Here is a 21,532-nt window from a genome sequence, read left to right as displayed (position 1 = left end):
GCGGGGCGGGAGCCCGTCGGACGCGTGTCGGTCACTGCGTCCCAGACTAACCAATATGATCACTCTGGGTGCAAACATGACCGCGTGTCGTGATCGATTGGCTCCCGGCCCCGCGGGCCGCCCCGGCGTCAGCGCGCGAACCTGCGCAGCACCCTCTCCACCGTCCCCGGCTTGGACCAGCGGAGCTTGCGCTCCGCGCGCTTGGCCCGGGCAGTCTGGCGCTCGACCTCGGCGCGGGCCTCCGCGAGCTTGCGGCGCAGCGCGTCGGCCTCGGCGTCGGACGCCCCGGCCTCCTCCGCCGCCTCCCGTACGACGAACGGCTCCCCCGGCATCCAGTGGGTGGTGTGGACCTCCTCGACCACCCGGTCGAGGTCGCCGCCGGTCGCTCCGGGCTCCAGGTGGCGGGCGCGGGCGAACGCGGACGTGCGCTCCAGGCGCAGCACCCCGTCCCCCGCCCGCGTGGCGCCCGGCAGGGGCGCGCAGAGCAGGCCGGCCTTCTTGTCGTTCACGGTCCGCACCAGGTCCGCCACCATCGTGGGCGTGGGGGCGGCGCCCACGGGGACGTGGAGGCGGAAGGGCACCCGCGGGTCCTCCTCCGGGTCTCCCTCGGTGAAGCGCACCCGGGGATCGCCCCGGAAGGTCTCCCTCACCAGGCGCAGGTCCAGCCGCTCGTCGTCCAGCGGGGACCGGCGTCCCTCGTCCAACACGCCCCACGGACCGCGCAGCCACAGCCGCACGTCCGGCGTCGTGCCGTCGAGCAGGGCCGAGACGGTGGTGTCGACGTCCTCCAGCGTGTGCGCCCCGACGTCCAGGAGGACGTCCGCGAAGGGCACCTCCCACTGCCGGTCCGGCCGCTTGCGACGCAGGTGGAAGTCCGGGACCCGGTTGGCCACGAAGGGCATGCGGTAGCGGGTGCCCGCGTCGCGGCGGGTCTGCATCTGGGAGCGGCCCAGATGCCAGCTGCTGGTGTCCAGGTCGGGGACGAACACGGCTCCCTGCTGCGACACCCGGTAGGCGAACTCGCTGTCGCCGCCCAGGATCAGGTCGGCGTCCATCCCGCCCGCCGCCTCGAACAGGGTGCGGTGCAGCGAACCCGTGGCCCCGATGAACACCTTGTACGAGAGGCGGTCGGCGGTGCGCAGCCGGTCGTGCTTGTTGATCAGGCGCTCGACCCAGTGCGTGTCGGCGGTCTCCCGGTCGAACAGGTCGGCCGCCCGCCCCGCCCGCACCTGCTCGGCCACGTACTCCGGGCTCAGCGCCTCCGGGTCGAAGTCCACGAACAGCTTGTGGCCCATCGCGACCCCGTAGTCGAGGAGGTGGTGCCACCGCATCTGCGACTCGACGTGCTCCCGGTACACCAGCATGTCGGCGTCGAGTCTGAGGATCACCTGGCCGGACGAGGCGGCCACACCGGTGTTGAAGGCGTGCCCCGACCCCCACCCGCCCGGAGCCGACACCAGCAGCCGCGTGTTCTCCGGACGCACCCGCGGCAGCTCCAACGGCTCCGGAGAACCGTCGTCCACCACGACCACCTCCATCAGACGCGACGGATAACTCTGCGCCGACAACGACGCCAGCACCATCGCCAACTTCTCCGGATGACCGTGCGCCGGAACCACCACCGACACCGACAGCGTCGGCTCCCACCCCCCCAGAACCGGCGGCACGAGGACGCCGTGGTCGTTGCGCAGGACTCGGGGCTGCCGTGTGAAGTCGGCCTCCCACCGCGGTGGCACGCGGGTGGCCGCGGCCGCGGTGGCGGGTTCGTGTCCGGTCTCTGTGGTGGTCAACGCTGTCCCCCTGTGTTCTCGGTGATGGACCGGCCGAACTCCGCGGGCTCGCCCTCCAGAAGGGAGCTGGGCCGCCATCCGGCCCACTGCCGGGCGTAGTTGTGCAGGAAGTAGGCCATGTCCTCGGACCAGGTGTGTCCGCCGCCTGTGCGGCGCAGCACGTAGCCCAGCCCGTGGGTGCGGTGGATGCGGCCGCCGCCCCGGGTGACGGCGAGGAGGAGCTGGGTGTCGATCGCCCGGGGCAGCGGCCGGAAGCCGCCCGTCTCCTCCAGCACCACCCGGTCGGTGAGGATGGTGCCCCCGGCGATGAACCTGGTCGCCGTCTCCGACTCGCGGCTGCGCCACACGGTGACGTCCACCTCCTGGAGGTAGACGAAGTCCTGGCCGGTCCCGACCAGCTCCGCGCCGGAGTAGGCGCGGGCCAGGGCCAGGTCGGCCAGGTGGTCGGGTCCGTACCAGTCGTCGTCGTCCCACTTGGCGAGCAGGTCGCCCGAGGCGCGGGCGGCGGAGTCGTTGAGCACAGAGCCGAACACCTGGTCGGCGTCGGCCTCGTGCACCACGATCCGCAGGCCGGTCGCGGCGGCCTCGGCGACGGCGGCGGCCACCCCCGGCAGGTCGGCGGGGAAGCCGTGCAGGGTCAGGACCACCTCCAGGTCCACACCGCGCTGCCGGGCGATCTGGGCGAGGGCGAAGCCGACCATCTCGGGCCGGCGGGTGCACAGGATGACCGAGATCCGGGGGGCGGGCGGGACGGGCACGCCCGCCTCGGCCGCCAGCGACCTCCAGCGGGTGCGCAGGCCGTGGGTGCGCAGTGCGGCGCGGCGCAGCCGGACGCTGTGCTCCTCCCGCCGGAGCCGGTCGGTGAGGTCGGCGTCGGCGGCTCCCTCCAGGAGGTCGCCGAGCGGTCGGCCCAGCCCGGCCGCCCACGCGGGCACGGGCCCACTGAGCAGGGGGACCCCTCCGGCCGCCAGCGAGGCGACGGCGCGCACGGCCGCCGAGGGGCCGGTGTGCCCGGACCAGTCCACCCGGACCCCGCGCAGGTGGCGCAGGCGGGCCAGGTCGACGTCGGTGACGGTGCCGTCCGGCGCGACGTCGACCAGGACCTTGTCCCCGGCGCGGACGACCGCGCGGTCGCCGTGGGCGGTGAGGTCCCCGAGGGGTCCCTTCTCGGCCTTGGTGAAGCCGACGGGGTTGACGGACAGCTCGTCCACGGGGGCGATCGCGGACACGGGGTCCGGACCGGCCGCCGAGCGCGCCTCGCGCAGGCGGGCGTGGCCGTCCTCGCCCGCCAGGTCCGCCCAGGCGTCCGCGCCGGTGGTGGCGCGGTCCAGGGCGGGCACGGCCGCGTCCTCCCAGGCGGCGCGCCCGCCTCGGGCGGTCACCCGCAGGGCGAGGTCGGCGACGGGGGTGACGCGGCGCAGCGGGACCGGCCCGGTCGCGGGGACCCCGGTGGCGCCGGTGTCACCCGGCCTCCACAGGGCCCCCTCCGGTCCGGAGAGCGCGGCCAGGGGGGCGACCGCGGGGCCGCGGCGGCGTCCCCGGGTCCCGTGCAGGACCGCGTCGAGGACCTCGGCGGTGTCCACCCCGTTGGGGAAGAACAGCTCGCACAGCCAGCCCTGCCGGTCGGCCCTGCGCACCCGGACCTCCTCCAGGTCCCGCCACTGCCCCATGCCCGGGGAGGCGGGCAGCGGCGGGTCCTGGTGTCCGGGGACCGCGACGAGCGCCACGAGGACGTGGGCGGCCCGGGGCAGGTGCACGGCCGTGGTCAGCGCGCGGCGCAGGTCGGTGGTGGTGGCCGCGACGACCGCGACCAGGCCGGCCTCCGGCCGCTCCCCGCCCGGAAGGTCCAACGGCGCGCCCAGGGGGTGGGCGTCCAGGTCGAGGACGAGGTCGGAGGGGCGCGTGGGCAGGCCGGCCAGTCCGGCCCGGGCGCCGGCGCCCGTGTGGCACAGCACGGCGGTTTCGTCCCCGCGGGCACGCAGGGCCTCGCGGAGGGCGGTGGTGATCATCTGGCGACCTCGGTTCGGGGGACGTGGGTCTGGTGCCGGGGCGGGGCTCAGGCGCGGGTGAACACGTGGGCGCCCTTCTCCGCCGCCTCCTCGGTGCGGCGCAGACCGGGGTTCTCGGCGAGCCAGCGGTCGCCCAGCGCCCGCTCGTCGGGGCGGGAGGCGTCGTCCAGGACGATCACGGCGTCCTCGGCGCAGCGCGGCAGCAGGACGGGAACGGCCGGGTAGCGGGCCTGGGAGCCCGTGGCCTCCGGCGGTCCGTCGACGAACAGCAGGCCGATGTCCTCCAGGTCGGCGAGGACGGAGGTGTCGTACCACCGGCGGGCGCCGCCGTCCGGGCCCTCTCCGGCCTCCCCGTCGCCGGGCTCGAACCCGGTGAGCGGGGCGGTGCGGATCTCCACCACGTCCTCCAGGCCGTGCGAGGCCACGAGGGCGCGGCTGAGCTCCGCGTAGCGGGCGTCGTGCTCGATGGCCACGAGGCGGCCCGCGCCCGCGCGCCGCAGCGCGTACCCGATCCACACGCTGGACGATCCGCTGCCGCACTCGACCACGAGTCCGGGACGGCGCCGGTCGATGTCGCGGACGAGCAGTCGCATGACGTCGGGCGAGGCCGCCCAGCCGCGCAGGGGCGGCATGAACGTCGGGGTGTCGAGGTGTTCGCGCAGCTCGGTCCAGGCGACCTGCTGCTCGTAGTCGTTGCGCCCCTGCACGGTGACCGCGTGGGTGACCTCGCGGGCCAGCTTGGGGAGGGAGTGGTCCCGCAGGTGCGTGAGCCGCTCCTTGACCCCGTCCATCGAGTGCGCGGCCTCCAGGCGGTCGCGGCCCAGCGCCTCCGCGACCCTGCGGCTGTGGGTGTCCATCGCCGTGGACACGGAACCGGACAGGCCCTTGACGGTGCGGCGCAGCAGGAGGAGGACCAGGGCCATGAGCGCGACCGCGCCGCCGAGCGCGCCGAGGAGCACGAGGACGGCCGCGTCCACCCACCGGATCAGGCCGAGGAACCCCAGGACCACGGGGACGGCGAGGACGGCGGCACCGCCGACCGCGCCGACGGCCAGGATCGGACGGAGACGTCTGCGAAGCGACCGCATGGGCGGGTACCTCCACGGGAGTTGGCGGCCCGGCACCGCAAGGGTGAACCGAGGGGGACACAGAGGGGGACGATCGGCTTTCTCCACGCGGAACGGCCGGTTCCGAACGCTGTTCCGGGAGGAGGAGCGACAAACGGATCAAGCGTTTTCGAGACTAGCCCTTCACGTCGACGGCGAGATGCGCGTGAGTCGAATCGAAACCCGCAGGACGCTCAATTCTCCTTCTGTTCACCCTTCCATCACCATTTACTCATTTCTGCGTATCTGTACCCTTATCGCCGGAAGGGCGGTCACCATCCGGTGGCGCCGCGCAGGGCCTCGTCCATCACCGGGGCGAGGGTCGCGGAGTAGGTGGCGGTCATGTGGGAGTGGTCCCAGAACACCAGGACGTTCCCGATGACGGCTTCGCACCGCCCTTCCGGGCACACGTACTCGGTGAGGTCCACGGTGGTGACGTTGCCGGGCAGGTCCGCGGCCGCGGCCGGGTCGGCGGCGGCCTGGCTGTAGCCGGCCGGGGACACGCACTCCTCCAGGGGACGGCTCTCCACGCACTCGGCCCCCGCGGTGTCGCGCCGGGGCAGGTCGCGCATGCCGATGACGTCGATGCCCAGCGCGTCCAGCTGCCGCCAGCGCTCCACGAAACCCTCGTGGACCCGCTCCCCGGCCGGGCTGGCCCGGGTGGAGGAGGTGAACACGGCGTCGGGCCGCTCCCGTTCCAGGATCTCCATGGCCTCGGCGTTCCACGCCTCGCACTCGGGAAAGGGCTCCCCGCCCCGGGTGTGGGGGCCCGTGCCGAACTGGCAGCCGCTCTTGGTGAAGGACAGCAGCCGCCACCCGTTGTCCTCGGCCGCCTCCAGGACCGACGGGTACCAGTGCGCGACCCGGGACGCGCCCACCAGGGCCAGGGTGTGCTCGGCGTCGGCCGGTCCGGCTTCGCACACCGTGACCTCGCTCTGCGTGAGCGGCACGTGGCAGCCCCGGGCGTGGTGGGGGGACAGGTCCTGGCTCGCGTCCGCGGGGTCGGGGCGCACCGGCATCTCCTGGAGCAGCAGGGACGGGTCGACCGCCAGCCGGGCCCCGGGGTAGTAGGCGGGTGTGCGCACCTCCTCCGCGCGGGCCTGCTGCTCCTCCTCGATCCGGCCCGACCACAGTGCCGTCGCGGCCAGCACGGGGGCGAGCAGGGCGGCGGCCACCCCCAGCGACCAGGCCGGGGAGCGCCGCCCGGGCGCCCTGGTCAGGCGTTCGACCCCGCCCTCGACGGCCTTGGAGGTGACCAGGGCCAGGAGCAGGGACAGCGCGAGCACGAACACCCCGCCGAGGGGGGAGGCCAGGGAGCGGTCCGTCACGGCCAGGTAGCAGACCAGGACCGGCCAGTGCCAGAGGTAGAAGGGGTAGGAGAGCGCGCCCAGGGCCATGAGCGGCTTCCAGGTGAGCAGCCGGTCGGCGCCGAACCGGGTCCCGGAACCGGCCAGGACCACCATGACCGCGGCGCCGGTCGGCCACAGGGCGACGTAGCCGGGGAAGAGCGTGGAGACCTGGAGGAGGACCCCGCAGGAGACGAGCGCGAGCAGGCCCGCCCACCCCAGGACGACCCGCAGGCGCACGGGCAGGTCGATCCGGTGGACGACGAGGGCGAGCAGCCCGCCCAGTGCGGGCTCCCACAGGCGGGCGCCGGTGTCGAAGTACGCCCAGGCCTGGTCGGTCCCGGTGATCCGCACCGAGTAGGCCAGGGACACGGCGAACACCAGGCCCACGACCGCGGGGAAGGCCAGGTCCGACCGTACGCGGAGCCGGGCCGCGACCAGGGCGGTCAGTCCCAGCAGGAGCGGCCAGAGCAGGTAGAACTGGCCCTGGATCGACAGCGACCAGAAGTGCTGGACCGGGCTGGCCGCGGCCTCCCGGGCGAGGTAGTCCACAGCGGCCCGGGCCAGGGCCCAGTTCTCGTGGTAGAGCGCGGCGGCTCTGACCTGCGCGATCACGTCGGTCCACCGCGAGCTCGGCAGCCACAGCCAGGTGGCGGCGAGGGTCGCGGCGAGCACGACGGCCGCCGCCGGGGTGAGTCTGCGGGCCAGTTTGGCCCAGAAGGCGGCGAGCCCGATGCGGCCGTCGCGTTCCAGCGCCCTGACCAGCGACCCCGTGACGAGGAAGCCCGTGAGGAGCAGGAACACGTCCACACCGCCGGAGACCCGGCCGAACCAGACGTGGTAGAAGGCCACGAGGAGTACCGCGACGGCGCGCAGTCCCTCGATCTCGGGGCGGAATCCGCCGCCCTTTCGCGTGCCCGACGGCTCTCGGGAGAGTGGGTTCGTGGTGGCGGGCGCGGGGGCCCCAGCCGCTGAGACGGACATGAGTGGTGAAAGGCCTCGAAGAATAGGAAGGTTTTCACCGAACGAGGCGCGGAGCGGGTTCGGTCCCTCGAATTCGGCGCTGAATCATCGCCGATTTCAGCACCCCTCCGGTGAATGGCCGGAGAACGCGCGGCCAACGGTCCACCGACACTCGTGGCGGCTCCCGGCCGTATGCCCGGAACTCTAGGAGAAACCCCTCTCCGTCGGCCGCACCGGGCCGGGTCGGCGTTTTCACCATGAAGGCGATGATTGCGGGCGAGCCGCGCGGGGAAGGGCGATGGGGGGTCCGCCGCGGGCAGCGCCGGCGGGCCGCGGTGCGGCGGCTTCGCACCGGGGGCGCGGAGCGCGGTTTATTCCCCGGCCGGGGTGTAAAGAGCCTGACACCCGGTGTCCTGCCGTCCGGCTGATAGCTTGCTGCCTAGGCGATCCCATCGCTGCTGAACACGACGAGCCCCGTTCCTGGAAAGGTGCGTCAGAGATGTCTGCGCCATACACGCTTCCCGAACTGCCCTACGACTACGCGGCCCTGGAGCCGTGGATCTCCGGCCAGATCATGGAGCTGCACCACGACAAGCACCACGCTGCCTACGTCACCGGTGCCAACACCGCTCTGGAGAAGCTGGCGGAGGTTCGCGAGTCCGGTGACTACGCCACCGTGAACCTGCACGAGAAGAACCTGGCGTTCCACCTGGGCGGCCACGTCAACCACAGCATCTTCTGGAAGAACCTGTCCGCCGACGGCGGCGACAAGCCCGAGGGCGAGCTGGGCGCGGCCATCGCCGACCAGTTCGGTTCGTTCGACGCCTTCCGCGCGCACTTCGGCGCCGCGGCCTCCGGCCTCCAGGGCTCGGGCTGGGCGATCCTGGCCTGGGACACCCTGGGCCAGCGGCTGATCGTCGAGCAGCTGTACGACCAGCAGGCGAACAGCCCGGTCACCACCCAGCCGCTGCTGATGCTGGACATGTGGGAGCACGCCTTCTACCTCCAGTACAAGAACGTGAAGGCGGAGTACGTCAAGGCGTTCTGGAACGTGGTCAACTGGGCCGACGTCCAGGAGCGCTTCGACGCCGCCCGCAAGGTCCGGCTGGGCTAGACCGTCCTCCGCGGACCGTTCCGGGCCGGCGACCGGCGCGAGCGCCGGGTCCCGCCGGGGGCATCCGCGGAAGACGCCCCGGACCGCCCTCCGCGGCGCGGCCCGGGCAGTGCGGGGGGCGGCACCACACCGGTGGTGCCGCCCCCGCGTGCGTCCGGGCCGCGCCGCGGTCAGACCACGAGCCGCACGGGGTCCTTCGCCACCGGGCCGTGCCGGCGGAACTCCCGCCAGGCCCGGGAGAGCCGCCAGACCAGCTCCTCCCGGGTACTGGCGTCGAAGGCCACGGGCAGCCGGAAGTACTCCGCGTGCCGGCCGTCGGGGGACGCCGACATGGTGGGGCCCGGCACCAGCTCCACGTCGTGGCAGAGCGCGACCTGGGCGTAGGCGCGGGAGTCCGCGCCGGGCAGGCGCACCCACAGGGCGGCGCCCCCGTCCGGGCGCCTCCACTCCCAGTCGGGCAGGGCCTCGCGGAGCAGCCCCTCCATGTGGTCGAGGGCCCCGCGCATCATCTCCGAGCGCTCGTGGGCGAGGCCGGCGTAGTCCTCCAGCAGGCGCACGGCCACCGCCTGGTCCAGGAGGGGGCCGGCCAGGTCGGCGAGGACCTTGCGGCGGCTGAGCCGCAGCGCCATCTCGGCCGGGGCGCGCAGCCACCCCACCCGGAGCCCCGCCCAGGAGACCTTGGACAGGGAGTCGACGCTGATGATCTCGGCCCCCCGCGGGGCGTACGCGGCCAGGGGGGCGGGTTCGTCGGGGGAGCGCAGTCCGGTGTAGGCGGCGTCCTCCAGGATCGGCACCCCGTGGCGGGCGGACAGTTCGCCCAGCTCCCGGCGGCGCGCCGCTGACATCATCGTGCCCGTGGGGTTGTGGTACGAGGGCATGACGTAGATCAGGTGGGGCGCGTGCTCGGCCACGGCCCGGCGCACGCCCACCCCGTCGATGCCCTGGTCGTCCAGGGGCACCGGCAGGAACTCGGCGCCCCGGTCCGCCATCAGGTCCAGACAGCCCGCGAAGCCGGGGTCCTCCACCACCACGGGCGACCCCTCGCGGAGGTAGAGCTGCGAGACCAGGTTGACGGCCTGGTGGGCGCCGGTGGTGACCACGATCTGGTCCGGGGTCGTCGGCAGGTCCAGTCGGCAGTAGTGGTCGGCGATGGCCCGGCGCAGCGCGGGCAGCCCGCGCGGGTGGTACGTGCTCTCGGCCATGAGCGACGGCAGGTCCTCGGCGACGACCCGGCGGATGGCCGCCTCCACCCCGCCCAGGGCGGGGGTGTGGAGGCAGGCGGCCGAGATGAGCCCCTCGTCGCTCTGGAAGAGGTTGCGGTACATGGCGTTGACGCTGCCGGTGCGGCTCCAGCCGTCCGGTCGCACGGGCGCGACCCTGCCGCTGATCCGGGTGCCGCTGCCCTGCCTGCTCTCGAGCAGCCCCTCCGAGCGCAGGGAGTCGTAGGCGGAGACCACCGTCGTGCGGCTGACCCTGAGCGCGGCGGCGAGGACCCGCTCCGAGGGAAGGCGCTCGTTCGGCGCCAGGGTGCCCTGGGCCACGAGATCGCGCAGGGAGTCCGCGAGGCGCCGGTAGAGGGGGCCCTCCCCCCGGGACCAGGTGCCGAGGACGTCGGCGAGGTCGGCGGGCTTCCGCAAAGAGTCCATTTACCGCTCCATTGGATCTGTGGGGAAGCCCCCGGGGCTTCCATAATGGCATTGGAGAACAGAGCACCACCAGAGCCAAGGTGGACCGCTTCATCGAGGTCCACTTCTCGATCGGAGTCGTCGTGAACCTCCTCGCCCAGCACCCCCGCACCGTCGTCGACCACCCGCGCACACCGCACCGAACCCGGACGGCGCAGGGCGCCCGGGAGGGACGGCCGCTCCTGGCCGAGTCGCGCACGGTCCTGGGCGACCGCCGGTACCTCGCCCCGCTCGCCGCCGCGCTGCGGAAGCGGGCCGCCGGGGGAGACGGAGCCCCCGAGGAGGTCCACTTCTCCGACGGAGGGGACCGCATACACGTCATCGCGCTGTGGCGCTCACCGACGGACCTGCGGGAGTTCGTGGAGGCGTCCCACGGCGACCTCCTGGACTTCCGGGCGCTGACCGGCGCCTTCCCCCGGGTCGGACGCGTGCTGTGGTGGGCGGCGGACGGCGCCGCGGTGACCCCGGAGGAGGCCGCGGCCCGCGCGGAGCACCTGCGCGAGCACGGTCCGCGTCCGCACGCGTTCACGCTCGCCTCCCCGGTCCCCGCCCCGGCCTGAGTGCCCGCGTCGCACGGACCACCGGGGGCCGGCGGCGGGACGGCCCCGTGCGGTCAGCGCAACCCCTCCACCGTCCAGGTCCCGCCCAGCCCGGGCGCCAGGGAGCGGCTCGCCACCTCGGCGAACCCGGCCGGGTCCAGGCCGCCGGTGCTCTCCGGCACCGCCCCCTCCAGCGGCCCCGCCCCCATCCCGGGCAGATCGGTGAGGTTGCAGCGCATCGCCAGGTCCGGCCGCTCCGGCCAGGACCCCACCACGACGCCCGCCGGATGCAGCCCCCGTGTGCGCAGCGCCTCGCCGGTCAGCGCGGTCTCGTTCAGCGTTCCCAGGTCCGGCCGGGCGACCACGAGCACGGGCGCGGACAGCAGCACGGCCGCGTCGGCGAGGGTCTGGCCCTCGGCGTTCAACCGGACCAGGAGCCCGCCGGCCCCCTCCACCAGCACCAGTTCGTGGTCTCCGAGCAGCTCCCACACCGCGTCCGCCACGTGTTCGGCCCGGACCGCGGGCGCCCCGCAGCGCGCGGCGGCCGTGGCGGGCGCCAGGGGGTCGGGGTAGCGGGCCAGCTCGACGGCGGTCACTCCGGGCACGAGCCCGGCGACCACGTCCACGTCACCCCGCTCGGCCGGTCCCACCCCGGTCTGGGCGGGCTTGAGCACCGCCACCCGCCGCCCGGCGGCCCGCGCCAGAGCGGCCACGGCGGCCGTGACCACGGTCTTGCCGACCTCGGTTCCGGTTCCTGTCACCATCAGGACGGTCACCGGCACCACACTCTCTCCCCGTCACGGCCCACGCGGCTCCTCACCCGTCCTCCCGTCACCGATCATCCTGAACCCGCACTCTTCCCCGAGAGGGGGAGCCCAAGCACGGCCCCTGCCCCGCGCACCGGCGAGGGGCGCCCCGGGCCCGGCCCCCGCTCACGCCCCGCCGTCGGCGGCGGCCGCGGAGGCCTCCGCGGCGGCGACCATCCCCGCGGCGACCACGGCCACGTCCCCGGCGGTACAGGTGTAGGGGGGCATGGCGTACACGAGCTCGCGGAAGGGCCGGAGCCACACCCCCGCCTCCACCGCGGCGCGCGTGGCCTCGCGCACCCGCACCGGGGCCTCCAGCTCCACCACCCCGATCGCGCCGAGCACCCGCACCTCCCGCACCCCGGGCGCCCCCTCGAGCGGGGCGAGGCCCGCGCGCAGACCGGCCCCGATCCGTGCCACGTCGCCCCTCCAACCGCCCCCGGCGAGCAGGTCCACCGAGGCCGCGGCCGTCGCGCAGGCCAGCGGGTTGCCCATGAAGGTGGGGCCGTGGGCGAGGACCGGCTCCTCCCCCTCGGCGATGCCCCGGGCCACGCGCCCCGTGCACAGGGTGGCGGCGAGGGACATGTACCCGCCCGTCAGCGCCTTGCCCAGGCACATCACGTCGGGGGCCACCCCCGCGTGGTCCGCGGCGAACAGCTCGCCCGTGCGGCCGAAGCCCGTGGCGATCTCGTCGAACACCAGCAGCAGCCCGTGCCCGTCCGCGATCCTGCGCAGCTCCCGCAGATATCCCGGGTGGTGGAAACGCATCCCCCCGGCGCCCTGCACCACGGGTTCCACGATGATCGCGGCCAGCTCACGGGCGTGCTCGGCGGCCACCCGCTCGAACTCCTCCACGTAGCCGGGGTCGGGAGGGGCGTCGAACCCGCCGGGCGGAGCAGGCGCGTACACCTGGGCGGGCAGGAGGCCGCCCCACAGGGCGTGCATGCCCCCGTCCGGGTCGCAGACGCTCATCGCGTGGAACGTGTCCCCGTGGTACCCGCCCCTCCAGGTGAGGAACCGCCGCCTCTCCGGGCTCCCCGAGGAGCGGTGGTACTGGAGGCACATCTTCATGGCGACCTCCACCGACACCGACCCGGAGTCGGCGAGGAAGACGTGCTCCAGGGGCTCCGGCGCGATCCCCACGAGCACCTCGGCGAGCTCGGCGGCCGGGCCGTGCGTCAGCCCCCCGAACATGACGTGGCTGAACGCGTCCACCTGCCGCCGCACCGCCGCGTCGAGCACGGGGTGGCGGTACCCGTGGATCGCCGACCACCAGGACGCCATCCCGTCGACCACCCGGTGGGACCTCCCCTCCGCCCACAGGGTCAGCCGGGTCCCCTCCGCCTCGGTGACCACGTACGGCGGCTCGGCCGGGGGCACCGTGGAGTAGGGGTGCCACAGGCGCGCCATGTCGGTGTCCCTGACCCGGCGGGGGCCGGACCCGGCCCGCGGGCGGACCGCTCCTGTGTCTGTGCGCGTCATGGTGCCCCATTGTTCACCCGGGCCGGGCGTGGACCCCCGGGCCGTCCCGCCAGGAATCCGCGCGGAACTTTGTGGGCTTCCGCCGGTGACGGCCGGACCTGCGGGCGGGCAGAGTCGTAGACGCCTCCCTGGCACGCAGGACCGGACCGCCCCAGCGGAATTGGCCGCCGCTGGGCCGGTCCCTCCCCGGGAGGCCCTCGCGCCGTCCCGGCCGACCGGGACAGCCCGTCCGGCCTCCCCGCCGCCCCGCCCCGCAGGACGGCCCCGGAGCGCGCGATCCGACCCGGGACCGCTCGTCCGCCTCCCCCGCCCCCACCGGAGTGTGACCCGCACCGACCACCGCACCGAGGAGTCCGCGCTCATGCCGAGCACCGCCGCCACCGCACCGCCCCGCCGCCCGTGGACCCTGCGCGCCAGGCGCCCGCCCTCCCCGGCGGGGACCCCGGTGCGCGCGGACCCCGGACCCTCCACCGCCGCGTCCCCCCGCCACCCCTTCGGCTGGCTGGACGGCGCCGCCCGGATCCGCGCGGCCGCCGGGCTGTCCCGGCGCACCGCCCCCAGGGCCGCCGACGACGGCCTCCTGGACCTGGCGGGCAACGACTACCTGGGCCTGCTCCGCCACCCCGACGTGGTCGGCGCGGCGGCCGACGCGGCCCGTGCGTGGGGCGCGGGCGCCGGGGGCTCGCGCCTGGTCTCCGGCGACACCGACCTCCACCAGGAGCTGGAGCGCGAGCTCGCCGCCTTCTACGGCACGGAGTCCGCCCTCGTGTTCTCCTCCGGGTACGCGGCGAACCTGGCGATGGTCACCGCTCTGACCTCCCGCGACGGCGGTGACGCGCCCCTGCTGGTGTGCGACCGGCACAACCACGCCTCCCTCATCGACGCGACGCGGCTGGCGAAGGCCTCCGGAGCGCGGGTCGCCGTCTTCGACCACGCCGACCCGGACCGTGCGGCGGAGGCTCTCGCCCCGGCGCGGGGCCGTGCGCTGGTGCTGAGCGACGCCGTGTTCTCGGTGGACGGCGACCTCGCCGACGCGGCGGCGCTCGCCCGGACGGCGCGCCGGCACGGCGCGGCACTCCTGCTGGACGACGCGCACGGACTGGGCGTGGTGGGGCCGGGCGGCCGGGGGACGCCGACCGCCGCCGGCCTGCGGGGCGCGGACGACGTGGTGGTGTCGGTGACCCTGTCCAAGTCCCTCGGCGCGCAGGGCGGTGCGGTCCTCGGGCCGCGGCGCGTGGTCCGGCACCTGGTCGAGACCGCCCGCACCTTCGTCTTCGACACCGGTCTCGCCCCGGCCTCGGCGGGAGCGGCGCTGGCGGCCCTGCGCGTGCTGGTCGCGGAGCCGGGGCGTGCCGCCGCGGTCCGGGACCGGGCCCGGCGGCTGTCCGAGGGGCTGCGCGAGCGCGGCCTGGACGCGAGCCGTCCCGACGCCGCCGTGGTCTCGGTCGGGGCGCCCTCGCCCGAGGCCGCGGTGGCGTGGCGGGCCGCGTGCCTCGCCGAGGGGGTGCGGGTGGGGTGCTTCCGCCCGCCGTCGGTCCCCGACGGCAGGTCCAGACTGCGGCTGACCGCCCGCGCGACACTCGGTGACGGCGACCTCGACCGTGTGCTGGCCGTCGTCGGATCGACCCGCCCCCCGGTACCCTTGCGGAGGGAATCAGGAGCCGTCCGGTAGGCGGGAGGCGGTATCGGCAGTGGCAGCACGTGGTGAAGACCCGCAGACGCCGGAACCTGTGCCCGAGGACCCCTCCGCCGTCGAGGGGACCGGCTCCCCGAAGAGCCCGGTCCCCCGGGACGGCGGCCCCTCCGGCGGACCCGGCGACGCTTCCCAGGGCGCGGGCGGCGGGGGCCCCTCGGGGCCGCGCGCACGGCGGCGCGGGGCCCGCGCCGCGGTCGCCGTCTCCCTCGTGCTCGTCCTCGCCCTGGTCGTCACCCTCACCGTGCCCGCCACGCGCGAGGGGCTGATGGGGCTCTGGTGCGACGCCACCGGCGGCGTGTGCCCCGGGGAGGAGCTCCCCCCGATCACCGAGGACGAGGAGTCCGACTGGCGGGTCCGGATGGAACCGGAGGAAGCCGCGCTCTGGGGCAACTACGTGGCCCTGGGCGACTCCTACTCCTCGGGGGACGGCGCGGGCGACTACGACCCGGCCACCGCCGAGCCGGGCGGCTGCTGGCGCTCCGAGAACGCCTACCCCAAGGTCATCGGTGAGGAGTTCGACTTCTCGGGCTCGCTGGCCTTCTACGCGTGCAGCACCCACAAGGGCGAGGACATGCTCGGCCAGATCGGCACGCCCGAGTCCCAGATCGAGCGGGTCACCGAGAACACGTCCCTGGTCACCCTCGGCATCGGCGGCAACGACCTGGGGTTCACCCCCGTCCTGCGCACCTGCATCGTGCGGATGCCGCTGCTGGAGAGCAGCGTCTGCGTCGAGCAGGAGGAGGACCTGGAGCGCCGGATGGACGCGTTCGAGGAGACCCTCGCCGAGGTGCTCGGCGAGATCCGCGACCGCGCGCCCGACGCCCGCGTGCTCGTGCTGGGGTACCCCCGGCTGTTCCCCGAGGAGCCGCCGGGCATGTACTACACGCTGACCGTGAGCGACCAGGTCTGGTTGAACTCCCTGGCCCAGCGCTTCAACGAGCGCATCCGCGACGGCGTCTACGAGGTGGACGGCGAGGTGTACGGCGGTCGCCGCACCGGCAGCGTCGAGTACGTGAACACCTTCTCCGCCCTCAACGGGTACGAGGTGAGCGCGGAGGAGTCCTGGTTGAACGGCATCGTGCTCGGCCAGCTGGGCGAGGGCCTGCGCGTGGACCGGGCCAGCTTCCACCCCACCGCCCAGGGCCAGATGTCCATCGCCGAACGCGTGCGCCTCCAGATCCTGGAAGGGCCCGAACGCACCCTGTACGTGTCCCGGGAGACCCTGGAGGACGTCGACCCGGAACAGCTGATGTCGGAGCTGGGCGGCCCCCTGGACCCGGTCCGCGTCCCGGAGCCCTCCGGGTCGCCGGCCAACGAGGCCGACGCGCCCTAGATGTACTGACCTGAGAGGTTAGGTACGCGGGTGGCGGGAGGCCCGCCGACGGCGGGGTGGGACCGGTGGTGCAGCCATCCGGTGAACGCCTCCCTCCCCTCGGCCCCGGACCGGCAGGTGGCGTAGGCCCGCGCGGCGGCCGGAGGGGCCCCGTCACAGCGGAGCCCCCTCCGGCCGGTCCGCTACCGCTCAGCCCTGAGTTCCTCCAGGACCTCGCCGAACCGGTCCAGACCCCAGTTGAGGTCCTCCTCGCTGATCACGAGGGGCGGCGACATGCGCACCGTGGAACCGTGGGTGTCCTTGACCAGGACGCCGTGCTCGGCGAGGCGCCTGCACAGCTCCTTGCCGGAGGCGAGTCGCGGGTCGACGTCGATGCCCGCCCACAGGCCGATGCTGCGCGTGGACACCACCCCGTTGCCGACGAACTCCTTCAGGCGGCGCTTGAGCACCTCGCCGAGGCGGCGCGTGTTGTCCAGGTAGGGCCCCTCGGTGAGCATCCGGACGACCGTGGACCCCACCGCGCCGGCCATCGGGTTGCCGCCGAACGTGCTCCCGTGCTGGCCCGGCCGGATCACGCCGAGCACGTCCTCGTCGGCGACCATCGCCGACACGGGCAGGATGCCTCCGCCCAGCGCCTTGCCGAACAGGTAGGCGTCGGGGACCACCCCGCTGTGCTCGCAGGCGCGGACGGTGCCGGTGCGGCCGAGACCGGACTGCACCTCGTCAGCGATGAACAGCACCCGGTTGGCGTCGCAGATCTCCCGCACCCGGGGCAGGTAGTCCGCAGGGGGCACGATCACGCCCGCCTCGCCCTGGACCGGCTCGATGAGGACCGCCGCCGTGGTGTCGTCGACGGCCTCCTCCACGGCCGCGGCGTCGCCGTACGGCACCGACCGGAAGCCCGGGGTGTAGGGGCCGAAGCCCGTCCTGGCCTCCGGGTCGGACGAGAACGAGATGACCGTGGTGGTGCGGCCGTGGAAGTTGGCCCCCGCCACGACGATGGTCGCCCGGTTCTCCGGGATGCCCTTGACCTCGTAGCCCCACTTGCGGGCCACCTTGATGCCGGTCTCCACCGCCTCGGCGCCGGTGTTCATCGGCAGGACCTTCTCCTTGCCGACCATGTCGGCGAGGGCGCTCACCCAGGGGCCGAACTGGTCGTTGTAGAAGGCGCGGCTGGTGAGCGTGACCCGGTCCAGCTGCCGGTGCGCCGCCGCCAGCAGGTCGGGGTTGTGGTGGCCGAAGTTCATGGCCGAGTATCCGGCCAGGCAGTCCAGGTACTTCCTTCCCTCGACGTCCGTGACCCAGGCTCCGCGGCCCTCGGCGATCACGACGGGAAGGGGTGAGTAGTTGTGCGCGGATCGCGCCTGTGCCAGCGCGATGTGCTCGGCGCTGGAGAATCCCTGTCCGCCGGGGTTTCCGGCGGAGTCCTGCTGGCCCAGATTCTGGGTGTTGTCCATCTAGCCGCTCCGATCACCATTGACCGATGTCAGACAGTAGATACCCACCGGACGGCCCTGTAGAGCCCTCCGGCGGAGGTCCCCACGAGTTGAGCAGATGATCCGGCGGGCCCACAAGGGGTGAGGCGTATCACAGATCGCAGCCGGGGCCCGGAACCCGTGCGGGAGACCCCCTCCCGACCCCCTGAGCGGCCCCCCTCTCATCCGTGGTGACCTGGTACGACACCCTGGGTGACGCGCTCCACAGCCCCGACGGCGATCGGCTCCTCCCCCGAGGGGTACCGTCGCACCAACGAGCCACAGTGCCGCCGCGAGCCCCTCCGCCGTGGACGGCCCGTCGACCGATGGGAGGTCGGGCGTGCCCACCTCAGTGCCCCCGGTGTCCGCGGACGCCCCGTTCTCCCTCGCGGCGCTGCTCGCCGCGGTCACCGACGCCGTCCCCGACCGGACGGCCCTGGTCGCCGGGCCCCGGCGCCTCACGTACCGGGCCCTGCACGACCGCTCCGTCCGCCTCGCCCGCCACCTGGTCGGCGCGGGCGTGGGCCGCGGCGAGCACGTCGCGATCCTGGCCTTCAACCGCGCCGAGTGGATGGAGTCCTTCCTCGGCGTTCTGCGCGCGGGAGCGGTCCCGGTCAACGTCAACTACCGCTACGTCGCGGGCGAGCTGCGGCACGTCCTGGCCGACTCGCACGCGGTCGCGCTGATCGCGGAGGACTCCCTGGCGTCCACGGTCGAGGCCGTGCTCCCGGACCTCCCCCGGCTCCGCCACGTGGTGCTCGTCTCCGACGGCTCCGTGCGCGGCGCCGAGGGGGTCGGCTACGAGGAGGCGCTGGCCGCCGCGCCGGAGGGCGCGGCCCTTCCTCCGACCAGCGGCGAGGACCACTACCTGCTCTACACCGGGGGCACCACCGGCTACCCCAAGGGGGTGCTGTGGCGGCAGGCCGACATCTTCCGCGCCGCCCTGGAGCGGCGCTCCCCCGGCGCCCCCCGGGCCCGGACCCTGGACGACGTGGCCGGGCGCGCCGCCCGGTGCTTCCCCCAGCGCATGCTGGTGCTCGGCCCGCTCATGCACGCCGCCGGGCAGTGGAACGCCCTGAGCATGCTGCTGTGCGGCAAGCAGGTGGTGCTGTCCACCGACCGCAGCTTCCGGCCCGACCGGGTGCTGGAGACGGCGCACCGGGAGGGCGTGCACACGGTCCAGCTGGTGGGCGACGCCATGGCCCGCCCGCTGGCCCGGCACCTGCTCACCGAACCCGGCCTGTGCCCGGACCTGACCGCCGTCCGCTCCGGCGGCACACCGCTCACCCCGCAGGTGCGCGGCCTGTGGCGCGCCTGGCGCGAGGACGTCGCCCTGGCCGACTCCTACGGGGGGTCGGAGACGGGCGTGTGCGGTTCGGCGACCGCCGCGGAGGGGAGCGGCGGGCCGGACGGCTCCGTGTCCCTGGAGGGGGCCGCCGACGCCCGCAGCTTCACGATGGGCGGCAGCATCGCGGTGCTGGACCAGGCGCTGCGCCCGCTCCCGCCGGGCTCGCCCGAGGTCGGCCGGATCGCGCGCACCGGCCGGATCCCGCTCGGCTACTACAACGACCCCATCACGACGGCCCGCACCTTCCCCACCGACGCCGACGGGCGCCGCTGGGCCCTGTCCGGCGACTTCGGGACGCGGGCCGGGGACGGGTCGATCGTCCTCCTGGGGCGCGGGAGCGCCGTCATCAACACCGCCGGGGAGAAGGTGTACCCGGAGGAGGTGGAGGCCGCCCTGAAGGCACACCCCTCGGTGGAGGACGCCATCGTGGTGCCCGCCTCGGACGAGCGGCTCGGCCAGAGGGTGACGGCCCTGGTCTCCCTCGCCGCGGGGGCCCGCCTGGAGGAGGCCGCCCTGCTGGACCACTGCCGCGTGCGCCTGGCGGGGTTCAAGGTCCCGAGGACCGTCCACTTCGTGGACCGGGTGCGGCGCACGGCCGTCGGCAAACAGGACTACCGGTGGGCGGCGTCGGTGGCCCGGGACGAGGGCGGGGTCCCGCGTCCGAGCCCGCTGCGGTACTGACGGCCGCGGTCCGCGGAACCGCCCGGCGCGGGGGCGGGGGCGGCGGCCGGCCTGTGGAGGACCACACCCTGTCACTGAGACGAAGCACAGTTTTCGGATGCTGTCCAGCTGCCCTGCCACAGGGCCGAAAATTACGTCATTTCAGGACAAAGGCCACGTAAGGGTTCTGCCAGGCCTCGCTTTGGCGGCTCCAGACGGGGTGCGGTCGTCCACAACTCTCCTCAGCGCCTGCCCACAGCGGCCTCTGCCCCTTGTACCTTAGATCCCGACGGCCGCGATCTCCGGCCGATTCGGACAGTCTCCTTTTCGCCTCATCCCCACCCGTCGCACATTCGCGTGCGCGGGCGAGACCCTTAGGACGGAGGAAGGCGCACCTCTCCCGGACTCCCCGGGTAGCGTCCAACCACCCAGATGGCCAATTCCGCAGGCTCCTACCTCCTCGACGCGATACGCGGCGGCGCCGTGGGCGCCTCCGAAGCCCTTCCGGGCATCAGCGGCGGGACCGTCGCCCTCATCGTCGGCCTCTACGACAAGCTCATCGGTGGCGCGGGCCACATGGTCAGCGGGATCAAGCGGTACGTCACGGACGTCCCGCGCGGGCGCGGCAGGGCCCGCGCGCAGGAGCAGTTCCGACAGGTGGACTGGAGCGTCCTGGTTCCCGCGCTGGTCGGCATGGCCGTGTTCCTGGTCCTGGCCGCCCTCCTCCTGGCGCCGCTCGTCGACGCCTACACCCGGTACGCCTACGCCCTGTTCTTCGGCCTCGTCCTGGCGTGCCTGTGGATCCCCTACTCCGGGGCGGGCCGCCCCTGGAGGGCCGGGCACTACGCCGTGGCACTGGTGTTCGCCGTGGCCGCCTTCGTGCTCACCGGGCTGCCGGGCGCCAACCTGCCGACCCACCCGGCGGTCGTCTTCCTCGCCGCCGCGGTGGCCGTCTGCGCGCTCGTCCTGCCGGGACTGTCCGGCTCCTTCATCCTGCTCACACTCGGGCTCTACGAGCCGACGATCAGCGCGGTCGGCGACCTGGACATCGCCTACCTGGCCGTCTTCGCCCTGGGCATGCTCACCGGCCTGTCCCTGTTCGTGAAGCTGCTCCAGCACCTCCTGGAGAACTTCCACCACATGACCCTCGTTGTACTCACCGGCCTCATGGCCGGTTCGCTGCGCGCCCTGTGGCCGTGGCAGACCGAGTCCCGCGAGGTCGTCACCCCCACCGACGTCCCTGTGACAGTCGTCTTCATCGTCGCCGGTTTCGTGATCGTGACCGCGGCCATCGTCTGGGAGCGCCGCAAGCGCTCCCGGGCCGAGGCCGCCCGCGTCGCGGCCGGCGTCCGACCGGAAAGAACGGAAAGCCACTTCTCATGACAGCGAATCTGTGGACGGCGTCGAACCTGGCGATGGAAGGCGAGGTCGTCCACGAGTACGAGGGCTTCATCGGCTGGGTGCTGAGCCTGATGACGACCCTGGGCGAGCCCGGCGTCGGCGTGGCCCTGTTCATCGAGACCTTCTTCCCCCCGATGCCGAGCGAGGCGGTCCTGCCCGGTGCGGGCTTCCTCGCCTACGACGGACACATGAACGTCTGGCTCGCCATCCTGTGGGCCACGATCGGCTGCCTGGTCGGCGCCTGGGGCTTCTACGCGATCGGCGCCCTGCTGGGCCGGGACCGCACCAAGTGGCTGGTGGAGAAGACCCCCCTGCTCGAGGTCGAGGACTTCTACAAGGCCGAGCGCTTCTTCGCCCGCTTCGGCGGCCTCGCCGTGCTCCTGGGCCGGTGCGTGCCGCTGGTGCGCAGCTTCATCTCGGTCCCCGCCGGCATCGAGCGGATGCCCATCCTCAAGTTCTCCGTGTACACCGTGATCGGCTCCGCCGTCTGGAACTCGATCTGGATCGGACTCGGCTACGCCTTCGGCCCGGCCATCAAGCCGATCCTGGTGCAGTGGAGCGGCCTTATCAGCAACATCGTGCTGGTCGTCATCGCCCTGCTGTTCCTGTGGTTCGTCATCGCCCGCGTCCGCAAGCTGCTCAAGGCCCGGTCCGCGGACAACGCCCCCACCCTCTGAACGGCGCCGGCAGCCGTACGGGCCCCTCGGGCCCGCGCGTCCGGAACACATACGCCGGCCCCCTCGGGTCGGCCGCACACTGAGCGGGGCCGCCCACGCGGC

The 21,532-nt window shown here is 74.1% G+C and carries 15 protein-coding genes and 1 pseudogene; 7 read left to right on the top strand and 9 right to left on the bottom strand.

Features of this window, described 5'->3' with window-relative positions; all coding sequences use genetic code 11:
- Nucleotides 1–128: 128 nt before the first annotated feature.
- The 4 genes from ACFQBR_RS00690 to ACFQBR_RS00675 all read right to left on the bottom strand — a co-directional run bounded on the left by ACFQBR_RS00690 (nt 129) and on the right by ACFQBR_RS00675 (nt 7,235).
- The gene (locus tag ACFQBR_RS00690) at nt 129–1,790 is read right to left on the bottom strand and encodes a glycosyltransferase family 2 protein (RefSeq protein WP_378551713.1); all 1,662 of its coding nucleotides are present in this window, start codon (nt 1,788–1,790) and stop codon (nt 129–131) included.
- Nucleotides 1,787–3,799, bottom strand: coding sequence for a glycosyl transferase family 2 (locus ACFQBR_RS00685; protein ID WP_344179372.1), 2,013 nt, complete (start codon nt 3,797–3,799; stop codon nt 1,787–1,789). Before ACFQBR_RS00685 ends, ACFQBR_RS00690 begins: the two co-directional genes overlap by 4 nt.
- A 47-nt stretch (nt 3,800–3,846) precedes the next feature.
- The gene (locus tag ACFQBR_RS00680) at nt 3,847–4,887 is read right to left on the bottom strand and encodes a class I SAM-dependent methyltransferase (RefSeq protein WP_267946066.1); all 1,041 of its coding nucleotides are present in this window, start codon (nt 4,885–4,887) and stop codon (nt 3,847–3,849) included.
- Between the two features lie 290 nt (nt 4,888–5,177).
- The gene (locus tag ACFQBR_RS00675; RefSeq protein ID WP_344179375.1) at nt 5,178–7,235 is read right to left on the bottom strand and encodes an acyltransferase family protein; all 2,058 of its coding nucleotides are present in this window, start codon (nt 7,233–7,235) and stop codon (nt 5,178–5,180) included.
- A gap of 478 nt (nt 7,236–7,713) precedes the next feature.
- Here ACFQBR_RS00675 and ACFQBR_RS00670 point away from each other — a divergent pair, with 478 nt between their 5' ends.
- Nucleotides 7,714–8,328 carry a superoxide dismutase gene (locus tag ACFQBR_RS00670; RefSeq protein ID WP_267946068.1) on the top strand — a complete coding sequence of 205 codons (615 nt, stop codon included), beginning with the start codon at nt 7,714–7,716 and terminating at the stop codon, nt 8,326–8,328.
- A gap of 170 nt (nt 8,329–8,498) precedes the next feature.
- Here ACFQBR_RS00670 and ACFQBR_RS00665 read toward each other — a convergent pair whose 3' ends face one another.
- Nucleotides 8,499–9,974, bottom strand: coding sequence for an aminotransferase-like domain-containing protein (locus ACFQBR_RS00665; protein ID WP_344179377.1), 1,476 nt, complete (start codon nt 9,972–9,974; stop codon nt 8,499–8,501).
- Between the two features lie 80 nt (nt 9,975–10,054).
- Between ACFQBR_RS00665 and ACFQBR_RS00660 the strand changes: the two genes are divergently transcribed.
- Nucleotides 10,055–10,573, top strand: coding sequence for a DUF3291 domain-containing protein (locus ACFQBR_RS00660; protein ID WP_344179379.1), 519 nt, complete (start codon nt 10,055–10,057; stop codon nt 10,571–10,573).
- A gap of 53 nt (nt 10,574–10,626) precedes the next feature.
- Here ACFQBR_RS00660 and bioD read toward each other — a convergent pair whose 3' ends face one another.
- Together bioD and ACFQBR_RS00650 are read right to left on the bottom strand one after the other, a co-directional pair.
- Entirely contained in the window at nt 10,627–11,328 is a 702-nt protein-coding gene (gene bioD / locus ACFQBR_RS00655) for a dethiobiotin synthase (RefSeq protein WP_267946071.1), read from the bottom strand.
- A gap of 156 nt (nt 11,329–11,484) precedes the next feature.
- Complete coding sequence (locus ACFQBR_RS00650) at nt 11,485–12,840, bottom strand: adenosylmethionine--8-amino-7-oxononanoate transaminase (RefSeq protein WP_378551709.1); 1,356 nt, start codon at nt 12,838–12,840, stop codon at nt 11,485–11,487.
- A gap of 361 nt (nt 12,841–13,201) precedes the next feature.
- Between ACFQBR_RS00650 and ACFQBR_RS00645 the strand changes: the two genes are divergently transcribed.
- Together ACFQBR_RS00645 and ACFQBR_RS00640 are read left to right on the top strand one after the other, a co-directional pair.
- Nucleotides 13,202–14,512, top strand: a complete 1,311-nt coding sequence (locus ACFQBR_RS00645; RefSeq protein ID WP_344179503.1) for an aminotransferase class I/II-fold pyridoxal phosphate-dependent enzyme — start codon at nt 13,202–13,204, stop codon at nt 14,510–14,512.
- Nucleotides 14,513–14,531: 19 nt separating this feature from the next.
- The gene (locus tag ACFQBR_RS00640) at nt 14,532–15,869 is read left to right on the top strand and encodes an SGNH/GDSL hydrolase family protein (protein ID WP_344179387.1); all 1,338 of its coding nucleotides are present in this window, start codon (nt 14,532–14,534) and stop codon (nt 15,867–15,869) included.
- Here the strand turns inward: ACFQBR_RS00640 and ACFQBR_RS00635 are convergent.
- A pseudogene (locus ACFQBR_RS00635) lies at nt 15,866–16,009 on the bottom strand (IS481 family transposase); the annotation flags it as partial. The gene ACFQBR_RS00640 and the pseudogene ACFQBR_RS00635 overlap by 4 nt on opposite strands.
- A gap of 42 nt (nt 16,010–16,051) precedes the next feature.
- Complete coding sequence (rocD, locus tag ACFQBR_RS00630; RefSeq protein ID WP_344179390.1) at nt 16,052–17,326, bottom strand: ornithine--oxo-acid transaminase; 1,275 nt, start codon at nt 17,324–17,326, stop codon at nt 16,052–16,054.
- 358 nt (nt 17,327–17,684) lie between these two features.
- Here rocD and ACFQBR_RS00625 point away from each other — a divergent pair, with 358 nt between their 5' ends.
- From ACFQBR_RS00625 to ACFQBR_RS00615, 3 genes are all read left to right on the top strand, one after another.
- Nucleotides 17,685–19,373 carry an acyl-CoA synthetase gene (locus ACFQBR_RS00625; protein ID WP_267946075.1) on the top strand — a complete coding sequence of 563 codons (1,689 nt, stop codon included), beginning with the start codon at nt 17,685–17,687 and terminating at the stop codon, nt 19,371–19,373.
- Nucleotides 19,374–19,784: 411 nt separating this feature from the next.
- Nucleotides 19,785–20,735 carry a DUF368 domain-containing protein gene (locus ACFQBR_RS00620; protein ID WP_344179392.1) on the top strand — a complete coding sequence of 317 codons (951 nt, stop codon included), beginning with the start codon at nt 19,785–19,787 and terminating at the stop codon, nt 20,733–20,735.
- On the top strand, nt 20,732–21,430 hold the full coding sequence (locus tag ACFQBR_RS00615) for a DedA family protein (protein ID WP_344179394.1): 699 nt from the start codon (nt 20,732–20,734) through the stop codon (nt 21,428–21,430). The genes ACFQBR_RS00620 and ACFQBR_RS00615 overlap by 4 nt, the downstream gene beginning before the upstream one ends.
- Nucleotides 21,431–21,532: the final 102 nt, after the last annotated feature.

Origin of the sequence: Nocardiopsis tropica (assembly GCF_042660575.1) — a bacterium.
In the GTDB taxonomy this organism is placed as follows: Bacteria; Actinomycetota; Actinomycetes; order Streptosporangiales; family Streptosporangiaceae; genus Nocardiopsis; species Nocardiopsis tropica.
This window is presented reverse-complemented; position numbering and strand designations above follow the sequence as displayed.